The 14,872-nt window shown below is 73.9% G+C and carries 15 protein-coding genes; 3 read left to right on the plus strand and 12 right to left on the minus strand.

All coding sequences use genetic code 11. The features are described 5' to 3' along the window. Position 1 precedes the first annotated feature (1 nt). Positions 2-346, plus strand: a complete 345-nt coding sequence (locus tag J2S66_RS27380) for a hypothetical protein (protein WP_310310146.1) — start codon at positions 2-4, stop codon at positions 344-346. Here the strand turns inward: J2S66_RS27380 and iolD are convergent. From iolD to J2S66_RS27420, 8 genes are read right to left on the minus strand one after another with little or no spacing between them, the layout of a single operon-like run. After that, on the minus strand, positions 334-2,184 hold the full coding sequence (gene iolD, locus J2S66_RS27385) for a 3D-(3,5/4)-trihydroxycyclohexane-1,2-dione acylhydrolase (decyclizing) (RefSeq protein WP_310310147.1): 1,851 nt from the start codon (positions 2,182-2,184) through the stop codon (positions 334-336). The two genes, J2S66_RS27380 and iolD, sit on opposite strands and share 13 nt — an antisense overlap. Next, the gene (iolB, locus tag J2S66_RS27390; RefSeq protein ID WP_310310148.1) at positions 2,181-3,074 is read right to left on the minus strand and encodes a 5-deoxy-glucuronate isomerase; all 894 of its coding nucleotides are present in this window, start codon (positions 3,072-3,074) and stop codon (positions 2,181-2,183) included. The genes iolD and iolB overlap by 4 nt, the downstream gene beginning before the upstream one ends. Positions 3,075-3,093: 19 nt before the next feature. Further along, a complete protein-coding gene (iolC, locus tag J2S66_RS27395) occupies positions 3,094-4,026 on the minus strand; it encodes a 5-dehydro-2-deoxygluconokinase (RefSeq protein WP_310310149.1) in 933 nt (310 codons plus the stop codon). Continuing rightward, positions 4,023-4,808: an ATP-binding cassette domain-containing protein gene (locus J2S66_RS27400; protein ID WP_310310150.1), complete on the minus strand. Its 786-nt coding sequence runs from the start codon at positions 4,806-4,808 to the stop codon at positions 4,023-4,025. The genes iolC and J2S66_RS27400 overlap by 4 nt, the downstream gene beginning before the upstream one ends. After that, positions 4,805-5,845, minus strand: coding sequence for an ABC transporter permease (locus J2S66_RS27405; protein WP_310310151.1), 1,041 nt, complete (start codon positions 5,843-5,845; stop codon positions 4,805-4,807). The genes J2S66_RS27400 and J2S66_RS27405 overlap by 4 nt, the downstream gene beginning before the upstream one ends. After that, positions 5,842-6,846 carry a sugar ABC transporter substrate-binding protein gene (locus tag J2S66_RS27410; RefSeq protein ID WP_310310152.1) on the minus strand — a complete coding sequence of 335 codons (1,005 nt, stop codon included), beginning with the start codon at positions 6,844-6,846 and terminating at the stop codon, positions 5,842-5,844. The genes J2S66_RS27405 and J2S66_RS27410 overlap by 4 nt, the downstream gene beginning before the upstream one ends. Beyond that, complete coding sequence (locus J2S66_RS27415) at positions 6,843-7,718, minus strand: TIM barrel protein (protein ID WP_310310153.1); 876 nt, start codon at positions 7,716-7,718, stop codon at positions 6,843-6,845. Before J2S66_RS27415 ends, J2S66_RS27410 begins: the two co-directional genes overlap by 4 nt. After that, the gene (locus tag J2S66_RS27420) at positions 7,715-8,719 is read right to left on the minus strand and encodes a Gfo/Idh/MocA family protein (RefSeq protein WP_310310154.1); all 1,005 of its coding nucleotides are present in this window, start codon (positions 8,717-8,719) and stop codon (positions 7,715-7,717) included. Before J2S66_RS27420 ends, J2S66_RS27415 begins: the two co-directional genes overlap by 4 nt. Positions 8,720-8,856: 137 nt before the next feature. On the opposite strand from J2S66_RS27420, the gene J2S66_RS27425 reads away from it, so the two are divergent. Beyond that, positions 8,857-9,843 (plus strand): LacI family DNA-binding transcriptional regulator, encoded by a 987-nt coding sequence (locus J2S66_RS27425; RefSeq protein WP_310310155.1) that lies wholly within the window; start codon positions 8,857-8,859, stop codon positions 9,841-9,843. A gap of 158 nt (positions 9,844-10,001) precedes the next feature. Here the strand turns inward: J2S66_RS27425 and arfB are convergent, their stop codons facing one another. From arfB to J2S66_RS27445, 4 genes are all read right to left on the minus strand, one after another. Then, complete coding sequence (arfB, locus tag J2S66_RS27430) at positions 10,002-10,433, minus strand: alternative ribosome rescue aminoacyl-tRNA hydrolase ArfB (RefSeq protein WP_310310156.1); 432 nt, start codon at positions 10,431-10,433, stop codon at positions 10,002-10,004. Positions 10,434-10,649: 216 nt separating this feature from the next. Next, positions 10,650-11,732, minus strand: a complete 1,083-nt coding sequence (gene purM, locus J2S66_RS27435; protein WP_374726137.1) for a phosphoribosylformylglycinamidine cyclo-ligase — start codon at positions 11,730-11,732, stop codon at positions 10,650-10,652. Positions 11,733-11,803: 71 nt separating this feature from the next. Then, entirely contained in the window at positions 11,804-13,336 is a 1,533-nt protein-coding gene (purF, locus tag J2S66_RS27440) for an amidophosphoribosyltransferase (protein WP_310310157.1), read from the minus strand. 103 nt (positions 13,337-13,439) lie between these two features. Beyond that, positions 13,440-14,171, minus strand: a complete 732-nt coding sequence (locus J2S66_RS27445; RefSeq protein ID WP_310310158.1) for a maleylpyruvate isomerase N-terminal domain-containing protein — start codon at positions 14,169-14,171, stop codon at positions 13,440-13,442. Positions 14,172-14,709: 538 nt separating this feature from the next. On the opposite strand from J2S66_RS27445, the gene J2S66_RS27450 reads away from it, so the two are divergent. Further along, positions 14,710-14,835 carry a hypothetical protein gene (locus tag J2S66_RS27450; RefSeq protein WP_310310159.1) on the plus strand — a complete coding sequence of 42 codons (126 nt, stop codon included), beginning with the start codon at positions 14,710-14,712 and terminating at the stop codon, positions 14,833-14,835. Positions 14,836-14,872 lie beyond the last annotated feature (37 nt).

The following is a 14,872-nucleotide window of genomic DNA, read 5'->3' on the forward strand; positions in this document are numbered from 1 at the left end:
GGTGCGCGAGGAACCGCTGAGGCTGCTCGCCGGGGCGACCGCGGGCGCGCTGGCCGGGGCCGTGGACACCGAGCTGTGGCCCGACCTGCGCGCGCGGGTGGCGGCGGTCCTCGCCCCCACCCGGTGCGAGCTGGTCAGCGAGCGCATGGAGGAGGCCCGGAGCAGGCTCGTCGCCGTGCCGCGGGTCCGGCTGGAGCGGGCGCGGGCCGAGTTCACCACCGAGTGGCGGGGCTCGATCCACACGATGCTGTGGGAGAGGCCCGAGGCGGCCCGCGCGCTGCGCGCGGTGCTGCACGACGTGGGCCCGGGCCTGCCCCGGACCGGCTCGCCCGATCACCCCAGGTAGCGGACCCTCCGCGCCCGCCCCTCCGCCAGTTCGCCGTGCGCGGCGGCGATCTCCGGGCGGTGGGCGACCTCGGGCACGCCCACCTCCCACCACGCGCCGGCCTCCGTCCAGGCGGACGGGTCCGTGCGGATGACGACGACGGCCGGTCGGTTCCCGGTCGCGGCGGCCTCGCGGGCGGCGCGGTAGGCGGCGCGCAGGTCGTCGACGGTGTCGGCGCGGAACACGGCGCAGCCCAGGGCACCGGCGTGGGCGGCGAAGTCGGTGCGCGGCGGCTCCTCGTGGCGGGTGCGGACGTCGGGGTAGAGGTTGTTGAACGCGGCGCCGCCCTGGCCGGTCTGGAGGCGGTCGATCACGGCGTAGCCGTCGTTGTCGCAGACCACGGCCACGAAGCCGTGCCCGGCGAACGCGGCCGAGAACAGCTCGGAGTTCAGCATCAGGTACGAACCGTCACCGAGCAGGGTGGTGACCACGCCCTCCGCGCGCGCGATGGCCGCGCCCCACGCGCCCGCCAGCTCGTAGCCCATGCAGCTGAACCCGTACTCGACGTCCATGGTGGCCTCGCCGACCGCGCGCCAGCCGCCGATCAGCTCGCCCGGGAGGCCACCGGACGCCGTCATCACGTAGTCGGCCGGGCCGGACAGGTCGTTGACCACGCCCACGACCTGCGCGTACGTGGGCGTGCCGGACGGGACGCGGAGGCGGTCGACGTGCGCGTCCCACGCCGCGCGTTCCCGTGACGCCCGCGCCGTCCAGGCCGGGTCGGCCCGCCAGTCGCCCAGCGCGTCGGTCAGCTCGCGCAGGCCCTCGTCGGCGTCGGCGACCAGGCCCAGCGCACCGTGCTTGACGGCGTCGAAGCGGGCGGCGTTGAGCGCGACGAGCGCGCAGCCGGGGGCGAACACCGTCCACGAGGCGGTGGTGAAGTCCTGGAGCCTGGTGCCGACGGCGAGCACCGCGTCCGCCTCGGCGGCCAGGGCGTTCGCCGAGGTCGAGCCGGTGATGCCGAGCGGGCCGGCGTGCAGCGGGTGGTCGTGCGGCACGAGGGTGCGGCCGGCGGTGGTCTCCACGACGGGGACGCCGTGCCGTTCGGCGAAGCGCACCGCCCGGCCCGCGGCGCGCGAGTACCGGACGCCGCCGCCGAGGACGAGCAGCGGGCGTTCGGCGCCGCGCAGGACGGCCGCGGCCTCGTGCAGGGCGCGGGTGTCGGGGCGCGGTCGGAGCGGGCGGTGGGTGGTCGGGGCGAACAGGGCGTCGGGGAAGTCGAACGCCTCCGCCTGCACGTCCTGCGGCAGGGCGAGGGTGACGGGGCCGCAGTCGGCCGGGTCGGTGAGCACGCGGGCGACCTGCGGGAGGGTGCCGAGGAGCTGCTCGGGGCGGGTGACGCGGTCGAAGTAGCGGCTGACCGGGCGGAACGCGTCGTTGACCGTGGCACCGGGGTCGCCGAAGTGCTCGACCTGCTGGAGCACCGGGTCGGGCGCGCGGCTGGTGAACGTGTCGCCGGGCAGCAGGAGCAGCGGCAGGCGGTTGGCGTGCGCGACGCCGGCGGCCGTGACCATGTTCAGCGCGCCGGGGCCGAGGGAGGACGTGGCGACGCCGACCTGGCGGCGGTGGGTGGCCTTGGCGATGCCGACGGCGGCCAGCGCCATGCCCTGCTCGTTGTGCCCGCGCCACACAGGCAGGTGGTCCTTGACCTCCTCCAGGGCGTTGCCGAGGCCGAGCACGTTGCCGTGGCCGAAGATCGCGAAGACGCCGGGGAACAGCGGGGCCGCGGTGCCGTCGTCGAGTTCGGTGCGCTGGGCGAGCAGCCAGCGGACCAGGGCCTGGGCGGTGGTGAGCCTCATCCGCGCCTCCCGTCGGCGGTGGTGACGGGGCAGCGCGGGTCCCGGTCCCGGTCCCGCCAGGTGTCGCGGACCCAGCCGTGGGCGGGGTCGTCGCAGAACGCCATGGACCTCTCCGGGCCGGGTCCGGCCAGCACGTTCAGGTAGTACAGGGGGTAGCCGGGGGCGGCGACGCACGGACCGTGGTAGCCGCGCGGGACGAGGAAGACGTCGCCGTCCCGGACGACCACGTCCTCGTCGATCGCGCCGTCGTCGGTGTAGGTGCGGTGGAGGGCGAACCCCTCGCGCGACGGCGTGACCTGGTCGCGGCCGGCGACGCGGAAGTAGTAGACCTCCTCGTTGACGACGTCGCAGGTGTCGTCGTGCTTGTGGGGCGGGTAGGACGACCAGTTGCCGTCCGGGGTGATCAGCTCGCAGGCCATCAGCCGGTCGGCGTGGTCCCAGGCGCCGGGGACGCCGAAGTTGGTGACCTGGCGGGTGGCGCCGCCCGCGCCGCGGACCTCGACCGGGACGTCCTCCGCCGGGCCGTAGCGGGGCGGCAGCGCCCGTTCGCAGCGGGCCATGGGCAGGGCGACCTCGGCACCGTCCCGGGTGGACAGCCTCAGCTCGGAGTCCCGGCCGACGTACGCGAAGTCACTCACCCTGGTGAACACGGACTCCCGCCCGGTCAGCTCGAACCGCTCGGTGCCGCTCCCGTGGGCGACGTCGACCGCGCAGCCGCCCGACAGGGGCAGGACGAACGCCTCGAACCCGCCCGTGCGCACGGTCACCACCTCGCCCGGGCGGACCGCCACGACCCGCAGCGCGACCCTCTCCCACCCCGCGCCCCCGGGGGTCAGCCCGATGGGGTGCCCGTCGTCCGCCAGGCTCCCCGACGGTCGGTGCAGCGTCACGCGTGGACCTCCTCTGGAGTCACAGGCGCTCCTCGATCTCCCGGGCGGTGGGCATGGCGTCCGCGCACGCCAACCGGCCCGCGACGACGGCCCCGGCGACGTTGGCGTACCGGGCGGTCCGCTCCGGCTCCCAGCCCGACAGCAGGCCGTGGGCCAGGGCCCCGCCGAACGCGTCGCCCGCGCCGAGGCCGCACACGACGTCCACCGGGTGCGGTGGCACGGTCCAGGTGCCCTCGCGGGTCGCGACCAGCACGCCCTCCGCGCCCTTCTTCACCACGGCCAGCTCCACGCCCCGGTCCAGCAGGCGCGCGGCGGCCTCGTCGGGGTCCGCGGTGCCGACCGCCACCTCCACCTCGGCCCGGTTGCCCACGGCGACCGTGACGTGGTCGAGCATCCAGCCGATCTCGCGGCGGGCGGACCCGTCGTCCGGCCAGAACGCCGGGCGGTGGTCCAGGTCCAGCACGGTGTGCGCCCGGCGGGCCCGGTGGCGGAGCACGGCGCGCTGGGTGGAGCGGGCCGGTTCGGCGGCGACGCCCGTGCCGGTCACCCAGAGCAGCGGCACGTCGGCCACCACGTCCCACGGGACGTCGGACGGCTCCAGCGCCAGGTCGGGCGCCAGGGGTTCGCGGTAGAACAGCAGCGGCGGGTCCTCGGGCGGGTCCAGGGCGCAGAACACGACCGGGGTGCGCAGGTGGGGCGCGGTGCCGACGAACTCCGGCGACACCCCGAACGAGGTGAGCGCGGAGCGCACGTACGGGCCGAAGCCGTCCGGGCCGACCTTCGTCAGCACGGCGCTGCGCCTGCCCAGGCGGGCCGCGGCGACGGCGACGTTGGTGGCGGTCCCGCCGAGGGACTTCGCGAACGTGCGCACCTCGGCCAGCGGCACGCCGCTCTGCTCCGGGTAGAGGTCCACGCCGACCCGGCCGACGGTGAGCACGTCCAGCGCGGTCATCCGGTCGTGCCCCGCAGCTCGTGCTCCAGCGCCTCCAGCTCGGCGCCGCCCGCCATCTGCCGGGTCAGCTCGTCCAGGCCGATGTCGGCCTTCTCGTGCGACCCGAGCGACCGCCCCCGCTTGAGCAGCAGGAACCGGTCGCCGACGGGGTGGGCGTGGTGCGGGTTGTGGGTGACCAGCACGATGCCGAGACCGCGGTCCCGGGCCTGGGCGACGTACCGGAGCACGACGCCCGCCTGCTTCACGCCCAGCGCGGCGGTGGGCTCGTCGAGGATGAGCACCTTCGCGCCGAAGTGGATGGCGCGGGCGATGGCGACGCACTGGCGCTCGCCGCCGGACAGGGTGCCCACGGGCTGCTCGACGTCGCGCAGGTCGATGCCGAGGTCGGCGAGCGCGCTCCTGGTGGTGGCGCGCGCTCGGCGGCGGTCGAGGAAGCGGAACGGGCCGACGCCGGTGGTGGGCTCGGAGCCGAGGAAGAAGTTGCGCCACACGCTCATCAGCGGCACGACGGCGAGGTCCTGGTGGACGGTGGCGATGCCCAGGTCGAGGGCCTCGCGCGGCGACCCGAACCGCACGGGCTCGCCGGACACGAGGAGTTCGCCGCTGTCGTGCCGGTGCACGCCCGCCAGGACCTTGATCAGGGTGGACTTGCCCGCCCCGTTGTCGCCGAGCACGCAGGTGACCTCGCCGGCGGCGACGGTGGTGGACACGTCGTGCAGGGCGACGACGCTGCCGTGTGCCTTGCCGACGCCGCGGACCTCGATCAGGGGTTGGTCGCTCATCGCCGCACCCTTTCCGCCCGGCGCCGCAGGGCGTTGTTGACGAGCACGGCGGCGAGCAGCATCACGCCGAGGAACAGCTGGAACCAGTCGGAGTTCCAGTTCGCGTAGACGATGCCCTGCCGGGCCATGCCGAAGATGAGGGCGCCGACGGCGGCCCCGACCGCCGAGCCGAACCCGCCGGTGAGCAGGCACCCGCCGATGACGGCCGCGATGATGTACTGGAACTCCAGGCCGATGCCCTGGTTGGCCTGCACGCTGGTGAACCGCAGGATGTTGATCGACCCGACGAGCCACGCGGCGAACGCGGTCGTGGCGAACAGCGCGACCTTCGTGCGGAACACCGGCACGCCGACCGCCCGCGCGGCGGGCGCCGAGCCGCCGACCGCGAAGGTCCAGTTCCCGAAGCGGGTGCGCAGCAGGACCACCGAGGCGGCGACCGTGACCAGCACCCACCACAGGATCGACACGTAGAACGCCGTGCCGCCGATCGTGAACGTCGAGGCGAACAGGAACCCGGCGGACGCGTAGCCCTCCGCGGAGCGCATCCCGGACACCTGGACGGTGCCGGTGACCAGGCGCGTCACGCCGAGGTTGAGGCCCTGGAGCGCGAGGAACGTGCCGAGGGTGACGATGAAGCTGGGCAGCCCGGTGCGCATGACCAGCCACCCGTTGAGCACGCCGACGGCGAGCGCGAAGGCCAGCGACGCGAGCAGGGCGAGCCACACGTTCCAGCCGAGCCGGGTGGCGAGGATCGCGGTGACCAGCGCGGTGGACGCGGTCAGCACGCCGGCCGACAGGTCGAACTCGCCGCCGACCATGAGCAGCGCGACGGCGACGGCCATGATCCCGAGCGTGGACGCGTCGTCCAGCCAGGTGGCGACGCCCCCGGTGCTGAGGAACCGCTCGGTCACCACCGAGAAGAACGCGAACACCAGCAGCGCGCCGAGCAACGAGCCGATCTCGGGGCGGAGGACGAGCCGGTCGAGCAGGCCCGGTGACCCGAGGCGCTCGTCGGTCGCGGGGGGCGCGGTCGTCACCGGGTGCCGCGCTCGGCGTACTCGGCGACCTCGTCCACGTTGGACCGGTCCACGAACCCGGGTCCGGTGAGGACGGGCTTGCCGCCGCCGACCGTGTTGGCGTTGTCGCGGTAGAGCTTGAGCATCACGATCGGCAGGTAGCCCTGCTCGTACTGCTGCTGGTCGACGGCGAACAGCACGTCGCCCGCCTTGATCGCGCCGGTGACGTCGGCGTTGAGGTCGAACGTGGCGACGGCCGCCGCCGAGGACGCGCCCTTCACGGCGTTGACGGCGGACACCGCGACCTGCGGGTTGAGCGCGAGGACGGCGTCGACGGAGGTGTCGGTCTGCAGGGCGCCCTTGATGCGGGCCTCCACGTCGGTGGGGTTGTTGATGTCCACCTGGAGCGTGCTGACGGTGCCGCCGAACCCGGCGCGGGCGCCGTCGCAGCGCTGGTTGAGGCCGATGTTGCCGGCCTCGTGGATGACGCACAGCAACGTGGCCTTGCCCGCCTCCCTGAGCTTCGCGCCGGCCTGCTCGCCGGCGACGCTCTCCTCCTGGCCGACGTGGGCGAGCGCGCCGAACGCGGCGGACCGCTCGGAGCCGGAGTTGATGGTGATGACGGGGATGCCCGCCTTGACGGCGTTCTCCACGGAGGTCTTGAGCGCGTCCGGGTTGGCCATGGACACGACGATGCCGCCGACCCCCTGCGACACCGCGTTGTCGACGAGCGTGGCCTGGCGGCCCGGGTCGCCGTCGGAGTTGTAGTCGACGGTGACGCCGAGCTGCCGGCCCGCGTCGGTCGCCCCGTTCTTCACCACGTTCCAGAACGCGTCGCCCGCGGTGCCGTGGGAGATGACGGCGACGCGCAGGTCGCCGGTCGGGGCCTGGGCCGCGCCGGTGCCCGTGCCGTCGGCGTTCGTGCTGTCGGTGTTCGTGGCGGTGGGGCCGCTGCACGCGGCCAGCAGCGCGAGCCCGGCCAGGGCCAGGCCGGCGCGCACGGCCGTTCGGGGGGACGTCATCGTCGCTCCAGTTCGGGGATCAGGGTGGTCAGGTGCGCGAGGCTGCGCGCGGTGTCGTGCAGCGGGCCGTCCGCGGGGCCGTCCGGGTCGAGCGCGGTGTCCTGCTCCAGGACGAACCAGCCGTCGTAGCCGGCGTCCCGGAGGGTGGCCACGAGGGCGGCGACGTCCACGTCGCCGTCGCCCAGCGGCACGTACAGGCCCTCGCGGACGGCGGCGGCGTAGGTGGTGGCGCCGGAGCGGACGGTGGCGGCCACGTCGGCCCGCACGTCCTTGAGGTGCACGTGCCCGACGCGACCGGGGTGGCGGCGGGCGAGGTCGACGGGGTCCGCGCCGCCGATGAGGAGGTGGCCGGTGTCGAGGCAGAGGGGCAGGTCGGAGTCGGCGAGGAACCGCTCGACCTCGGCCTCCCGCTCGACGTGCGTGCCGACGTGCGGGTGCAGCGCGGTGCGCAGGCCGTGCCCGGCGGCCCGGTCGCGGACCAGGGATGCGGTGGCCACGAGCGTGCGCCACTCGTGGTCGGTGAGGTCGGGGCGGTCGTCGTAGCCGTCGAGGCCGGTGGCGGCGGCCAGCACCAGCACCTCGGCGCCGGCGGCGGCGAGCAGGGCGGCCACCCGGTCCGCCTCGTCGGCGGCGGCCCGGTCGCCGGTGTGCAGCGGCACGGCGAGGAACCCGCCGACGAGGGCGAGGCCGTGCCCCGCCAGGAGTCCTCTCAGGACGTCCGGGTCGTCCGGCAGGTAGTCGGGCGGGCCGAGTTCGGTGGCGCGCAGGCCGAGCGCGGACATCTGGGCCAGCACGGTGCCCGGGTCGAGCACGCGGCCCCAGCCGGGGACCTCGCACACGCCCCAGGAGATCGGTGCCCCGGCGAGCTTCACGCGACCGCCTCGCGCTCCGGCCGCACGGGCGCGCCGGACCGCCGCGACCGCTCGCACGCCTCGGCGAGCCGGAGGCTGACCAGGCTCTCCCGCACCGGTGACGGGTTGGCCGCCGTGCCCGCCACGACCTGCGCGAACACGGCCACCTCGTTGAGGTAGGCGCGGTGGAAGCGCTCGGCGAAGCCGGGGTAGGCGTCGGCGGCGGCCTTCGGCCCGTCGGGTTCGAGCGAGGTGAGCGGGGTGCGGGGGTCGAGGCCGGTGGTCAGCGAGTCGCGGCTGCCGAGCACCTCGATGCGGTGGTCGTAGCCGACGGGGTCGTGCCGACCGCCCGCCAGCACGGCGTGCGCGCCGCCCGCGAACGTCAGCAGCACCACGGCGTTGTCCACGTCGTCGGCCACCGCGAACGCCTGGTCCACCAGCACGGACCCGGACGCGTAGACCTCGACCACGGGTTCGCCGACCAGCCACGGCACGGCGTCCAGGTCGTGGATGAGCAGGTCGCGGAAGATGCCGCCGGACTTCGGCAGGTAGGACGGATCGGGCGGCCGGGCGTCGTTGCCGAGCGCGCGCACCAGGTAGACGTCGCCGACCTCGCCCGCGCGGACCCGCCGGTGCAGTTCGGACACGGCCGGGTCGAAGCGGCGCTGGAAGCCGACCAGCACCTCCACCCCGGACGCCTCCACGTCGGCGACCAGCGCGACCATCTCGTCGAGGTCGCTCGCGATGGGCTTCTCGCACAGCGCGGGCACGCCCGCCGCGAGGGCCGCGCGCAGCAGCGCCGGGTGCGTGGTGGTGGGCGTCGCCAGCAGGACCCCGTCACTCAGGGTCAACAGGGTGTCGAGGTCGTCCACGCTCCGGGTGCCGGGCAGGAGCGCCGAGGCGTGGGCCGCGCGGCCGGGGGCGGGGTCGAACAGCAGTACCTCGTGGACGTGGTCGAGGGTGGCCAGGTTCGTGGCGTGCATGGTGCCGATCCGTCCGACTCCGGCAACTCCGATCCGCATCCCGATGCTCTCCGTCCTGGTAGACGCGGTTTACCGTTAGAGCGCTCTAATGGCTGGAGCGCCCCCATGCTGTAGCGTGCGTCACACTGGTGTCAAGGCCGTGTTTCCCCGGCAGGCACGGCGCCGAGGAGGCACCCGTGGCAAGACCCACCATGGAGGATGTCGCCGCCCGCGCCGGGGTGTCCCGAGCACTGGTCTCGCTCGTCATGCGGGGATCACCGAGGGTGAGCGATCAGCGTCGCGCGGCGGTGCTCCGGGCGGCCCGGGAACTGGGCTACTCGCCACACGCCATGGCCCGCTCGCTGGCCAGCCGCACCTCGCACGTGCTCGGCGTGATGGTGTCCGACCTGCACAACCCGTTCTTCGCGGAGGTCGTGGACGGCCTGGACGAGGTGGCCCGGGACCGCGGTTTCGACCTGATCATCAACACCGGTGGCCGCAGTCCCGCGCGGGAGCGGCGCGCACTGGACAGCCTGCTGTCGTTCCGACCGGCGGGCCTGGCGCTGCTGTCGCCGGTGGTGCCGTCGGCCGACCTGCGCCGGGCCGCCGACCAGGCGCCGGTGGTGCTCGTCGCCCGCTCGTCCCGGCTGGCCACCGTGGACACCGTGAACGACGACGGCCGGCGCGGCATCGCGCTGGCCGTGGACCACCTGGTGTCGCTGGGGCACCGCGCGATCGCGCACCTGGACGGCGGCGAGGGCACCCAGGCGTCACCGCGGCGGCGCGGCTACCTGGCGGCGATGGCGGCGCACGACCTGCCACCGAGGGTGGTGACCAGCGAGTACACCGACGCGGCGGGCGCGCGGGCGGTGCGGGGACTGCTGGCCGACCCGCCCACCGCGATCGTGGCGTGCAACGACCTCAACGCGGTCGGCGCGATCTCCGCGCTGGAGGAGGCCGGGTTGCGGGTGCCCCGGGACGTGTCGGTGGTCGGCTACGACAACACGTCGCTGGCCGCGCTGCGGCACGTGTCGTTGACGACGGTCGACCAGCCGCGCAACGAGTTCGGCCGGCTCGCCGCCGAGGCGCTGCTCCAGCGGGTGCGGGGCGAGCGGGAGGAACCGGTGCGGCACCTGCTGCACCCGTCCCTCGTCGTCCGCTCGACCACCGCGCCCCCGCCGTGACCCGGGCGGCAGGGCCGGGTGTCGCCGACGACGCCGCCGACCTGGCCGTTGACTTGGCCGTTGACGTGGCCGCCGAGGTGGCCGATCACAGCTGTCGCAAACGCTTGCGCCGTACCGCTCCCGGGTCACCGGACTGCTTTCGCCCGCTGGTCCGGCGATCAGTCCCAGTTACCGCCGCGCCCGCGTCCCTGCTTGGTCCGCGCCCGCCGCTTCTTCTCCGCGATCCGGCGCTCCTGCGACCCCCTCGTCGGCTTGGTCGCCCGCCGCGCCGGGGGCGGCGCGGCGGCGGCGTCGCGCAGGATGCGCGCGAGCCGCTCCCGCGCCGCGGCGCGGTTCTGCAACTGCGCCCGGTGCTCACTGGCGACCACCGTGAGCACGCCGTCCACCAGGCGTTTTCCCAACCGGTCGAACATGCGGTCCTTGAGCCGGTCGGGCACCGACGGCGACGACGCCAGGTCGAACGACAGCTCGACCCGGCTGTCCGCCGTGTTCACGCCCTGGCCGCCGGGGCCGGAGGAGCGCGAGAACCGCTCGCTCAACTCGGCCGCCGGCACCACCAGCGTCCGCGTCACGACCAGGTCCTCGGGCATGCGTCCAGGTTAGGAGGTCGACCGGGGCCGGGTCGCCCGGTTTACCGGCTCGTCCAGGTCGAACGCGGGATTCCCGGGATGCCACGGCACGGGGGTGGGTTGGCGGCGTTCCGTGCTCACTTCAACCGATGGCGGTAACGGCGTTTCCGTACATGTTCGGGCCATTGTTCACCCGATCGTGAGACTGGTTGCGCCGTTACCGCAGGTCGAGCGCGTTCAGAACCGCGGGTGGTCGCCGACCAGGGAGGCCCGGGGCTCGTCGCCCTCGGCGCGGACCACGTCGCCCAGCACCCAGGCGGGCACGTGGCGGGCGGTCAGGACGGCCAGCGCGCGGTCGACGTCCTCGGGGGCGAGGACCGCCACCATGCCGATGCCCATGTTGAAGGTCTTCTCCATCTCCTCGCGCTCGACGCGACCGCGCTGGGCGATGAGGGCGAAGACCGGGGCGGGCGTCCAGGTGTTCCGGTTCAGGTGGGCGCGCAGGCCCTCCGGCAGGACCCGGGCCAGGTTGGCGGCCAGGCCACCGCCGGTGACGTGGGCGAACGTGCGGACCTCGGTCTCGGCGACCAGGGCCAGGCAGTCCTTGGCGTAGATGCGGGTCGGCTCCAGCATCTCCTCGCCCAGGGTGCGGCCGAACTCCTCGACGTGGCCCTCCAGCGGCATGCGGCCGATCTCCAGCAGCACGTGCCGCGCCAGGGAGTACCCGTTGGAGTGGAGACCGGACGAGCCCATGGCGATCACGACGTCACCGGCGCGCACGCGGTCGGGGCCGAGCATCGCCGACGCCTCGACCACGCCGACGCCCGTGCCGGAGATGTCGTAGTCGTTCGCGCCCATCAGGCCCGGGTGCTCGGCGGTCTCGCCGCCCAGCAGGGCGCACCCGGCCTGCACGCAGCCCGCCGCGATGCCCTCGACCAGCGCCGCGATCTTGTCCGGCACGACCTGGCCGATGGCGATGTAGTCCTGCATGAACAGCGGTTCGGCGCCGCACACCACGAGGTCGTCCACGACCATCGCGACCAGGTCGATGCCGATCGTGTTGTGCTTGTCCATGGCCTGCGCGACGGCGATCTTCGTGCCGACGCCGTCGGTCGAGGAGGCCAGCACCGGCTCCTTCCAGCGGTCGAGCTTCAGCTGGAAGAGGCCCGCGAAGCCGCCGATGCCGCCGAGCACCTCGGGACGCTGCGCCTTCGCCGCCCACGGCTTGAGCTTCTCCACCGCCTCGTCGCCGGCTTCGATGCTTACCCCAGCTGCGGCGTAGGTCGCCTTGGCGCTGTCCGTCACTTCTCTGTGCTCCATGGTGTCGCGGGGTCGGCGTCGCGACGTCCGCGGTCGGCTCGTGGGCTGGTCGTCGGCCCGGTCGGACCCGGTCAGGGCCGACGCAGGGCGTCCTCGGCACCGTACCCGTTCGTCAGAACGGGAGCGGCCGAGCCCGAGACACCGCGGATGCCCTCCAGGAGGTGCTTGCCGATCAGCGCGTCCTCGGGCAGCGGGATCGGGTAGTCGCCGTCGAAGCACGCCGTGCACAGCCGGGTCTTCGGCTGCTCGCTGGCGGCGATCAGCTGCTCCAGCGACACGTAGCCGAGGCTGTCGGCGCCGACCGACCGGCGGATGCCGTCGTTGTCGAGGCCGTTGGCGATCAACTCGGCGCGCGAGGCGAAGTCGATGCCGTAGAAGCACGGCCACTTCACGGGCGGCGACGCGATCCGGACGTGCACCTCCAGCGCGCCGGCCTCGCGGAGCATGCGGACCAGCGCGCGCTGCGTGTTGCCGCGCACGATCGAATCGTCGACGACGACCAGGCGCTTGCCGCGGATCACGTCGCGCAGCGGGTTCAGCTTCAGCCGGATGCCGAGCTGGCGGATCGTCTGCGACGGCTGGATGAACGTGCGGCCGACGTAGGCGTTCTTCACCAGGCCCGAGCCGTACGGGATGCCGCTGGCCTGGGCGTAGCCGATCGCGGCGGGGGTGCCGGACTCGGGCACGGGGATGACCAGGTCGGCCTCGACGGGGTGCTCCAGCGCGAGGCGGCGGCCGATCTCGACGCGCGTGGCGTGCACCGAGCGGCCGGCGATCGTGGTGTCCGGGCGGGCCAGGTAGACGTACTCGAAGATGCAGCCCTTGGGCTCGGGGTTGGCGAACCGGCTGGACCGCAGTCCGTTCTCGTCGATCGCGATCAGCTCGCCCGGCTCGACCTCGCGGACGAAGGACGCGCCCACGATGTCCAGCGCCGCCGTCTCGCTCGCCACGACCCAGCCGCGTTCGAGTCGGCCGAGCACCAGCGGGCGCACGCCCTGCGGGTCCCGGGCCGCGTACAGCGTCGACTCGTCGGAGAACGTCAGGCAGAACGCGCCGCGCAGCGTCGGCAGCAGCTCCAGGGCCGCCTGCTCGATGCCGATGTCGGCGGCGTGGGCGGCGAGCAGGCCGCACACGAGGTCGGAGTCGGTGGTCGCGCCGTGCTTGGTGTCGACGCCGGCTTCGCGGGCCTTGACCAGCAGCTCGGCGGTATTCACGAGGTTGCCGTTGTGGCCGAGCGACAGGCCGGAGCCGGTGGCCGTGGTGCGGAACGTCGGCTGCGCGTTCTCCCACGTGGTGGAGCCGGTGGTCGAGTAGCGGCAGTGGCCGACGGCGACGTGGCCGCGCAGGCTGGACAGCACCTGCTCGTCGAACACCTGGCTGACCAGCCCGAGGTCCTTGAAGACGACCACCTGGCTGCCGTCGCCGACCGAGATGCCGGCCGCTTCCTGGCCTCGGTGCTGGAGGGCGTACAGGCCGTAGTAGGTCATCTTCGCGACCTCTTCGCCAGGAGCCCAGACGCCGAACACACCGCATTCCTCGCGGGGTTCGCGCTCTTCCTGTGCTTCGTGGTCGGTGCGGCCGGTTGCGGACTGGTCGGTGACCACCGAGTGCTCCCTAGCGACGAGGTCGGGCTGCACCACCGAGTGTACGGCGAACGGAGGCTCATCCAGGCCCATCAGGACCCCGGTGACGTGATGAAACGCACCCTCAATCCATCTTGAGGGCGAACCAGATCTGCTCCTCTCCGGCGCGCTTGACCGGCAACCGGCCCCACAGCCCGTAGTGCACGAGCTGCGCTTCACCCGTGATCCGGAGGTCGGTCTCCTCCCCCGGCCACGCCGCGCGCACCTCCGGCACCAGGCCCGGTGTGAACGTCACCACCCACGCCTCGGGAACATCGGTGAGCTGCACCAGGGCGGTGCCCTTGGCGGTCGGCGGCACGTCGGTCGAGTACTTCGCGGCGAGCAGGGTGGTCAGCACCTCGTCGATGCCGTCCACCGCGAAGTCGGCGTCGCCCACGACCAGTTCGCGCAGTGCGGCCTGCGCGTCCCAGCGGCGCAGGTCGACCTCGTGGGCGATCCGCCGGTGCCACACCCACGCCAGGTCGGGTGCGGCGGGCGAGAACGTCCAGGCGGTCCGGTTGCCGGGAGTCGCCGGCAACAGCTCGGCGGCCTTCGCCAACTGCGCGTCGAGGTACTCCAGCGGCGCCACCCCGGCGGGCGGCGGGGGCAGCCGCAGCTGCACGGTGCTCCCGGTGCGCAGGTACTCCAGGGACGTCTCCAGGAACCGCCCGACGTGCAGGGTCAGGTCCGTGAACGTCCAGCCGGGGCAGCTGGGCACCGCGGCGGCGGGATCGGCCTTGCCGACCGCCGTCCGGAACATCGCCGCCTGCTCGGTGAACACCTCGGTCCACCGCTGGGTGGTCCAACCTCCGGGCACGTCCCGCCTCCCCGCCTCTGTCGCCGCTTGCCGCTTGCCGCTTGCCGTCGCCCGCCGCTGTCGTCGGTGGGCCAATCGTGCCGCACCACCCGGACCGCCCGTGCCCGAAGCCGCACATTCACGCCGATGCGGAGGAGGAGCGACGCGAAGGGGACGGGGTCGTGCAGCAGGGTCGGACCGGCCCGGCGTTGTGTGCACGCAACGCCGGACCGAGCGGACCGGACGTGACGGCGTCCGGTGACGTCCCTGGCCCGTGGAGGGGATGAGGACGGCGCGGGGTGCGGGCGCGCTGCGCCACGAGCCGCCTCGACAGCGCCGGGCGAGTGGGAAGAGCTGCGGGCTCGCGTAGCCGCTAGCCGGCTCCCACGGTCCGACCTCCCGACCACGCCAACGCCGGCCGGTGCGCGGGTCGCCTTCGGTTCGAGGTAGCGAACGGGGCCAATCGGGTGATGCGCACACGCAACGCTCGGCCGAGCAGAACCGTGCGCGACGGCGCCCGGTGCCGACCTCCGGTCGACGGGCAGAGCAGGTAGAAGGCGTGCGCCAGCAGGAAGCGCATTTCCAGGCGGAACGTGCGGAAGGAGGTGCTGCGACGGTGCTTGGGTCGGGCCATGTTCCCATGGTCGAACGGATGTTCGACGTGGGCAAGATCACGATCGAGTGATTCGACCAGGGGAGACACGTGGGTTCCGGATTCACCC

Origin of the sequence: Saccharothrix longispora (assembly GCF_031455225.1) — a bacterium.
Classification (GTDB): Bacteria; Actinomycetota; Actinomycetes; order Mycobacteriales; family Pseudonocardiaceae; genus Actinosynnema; species Actinosynnema longispora.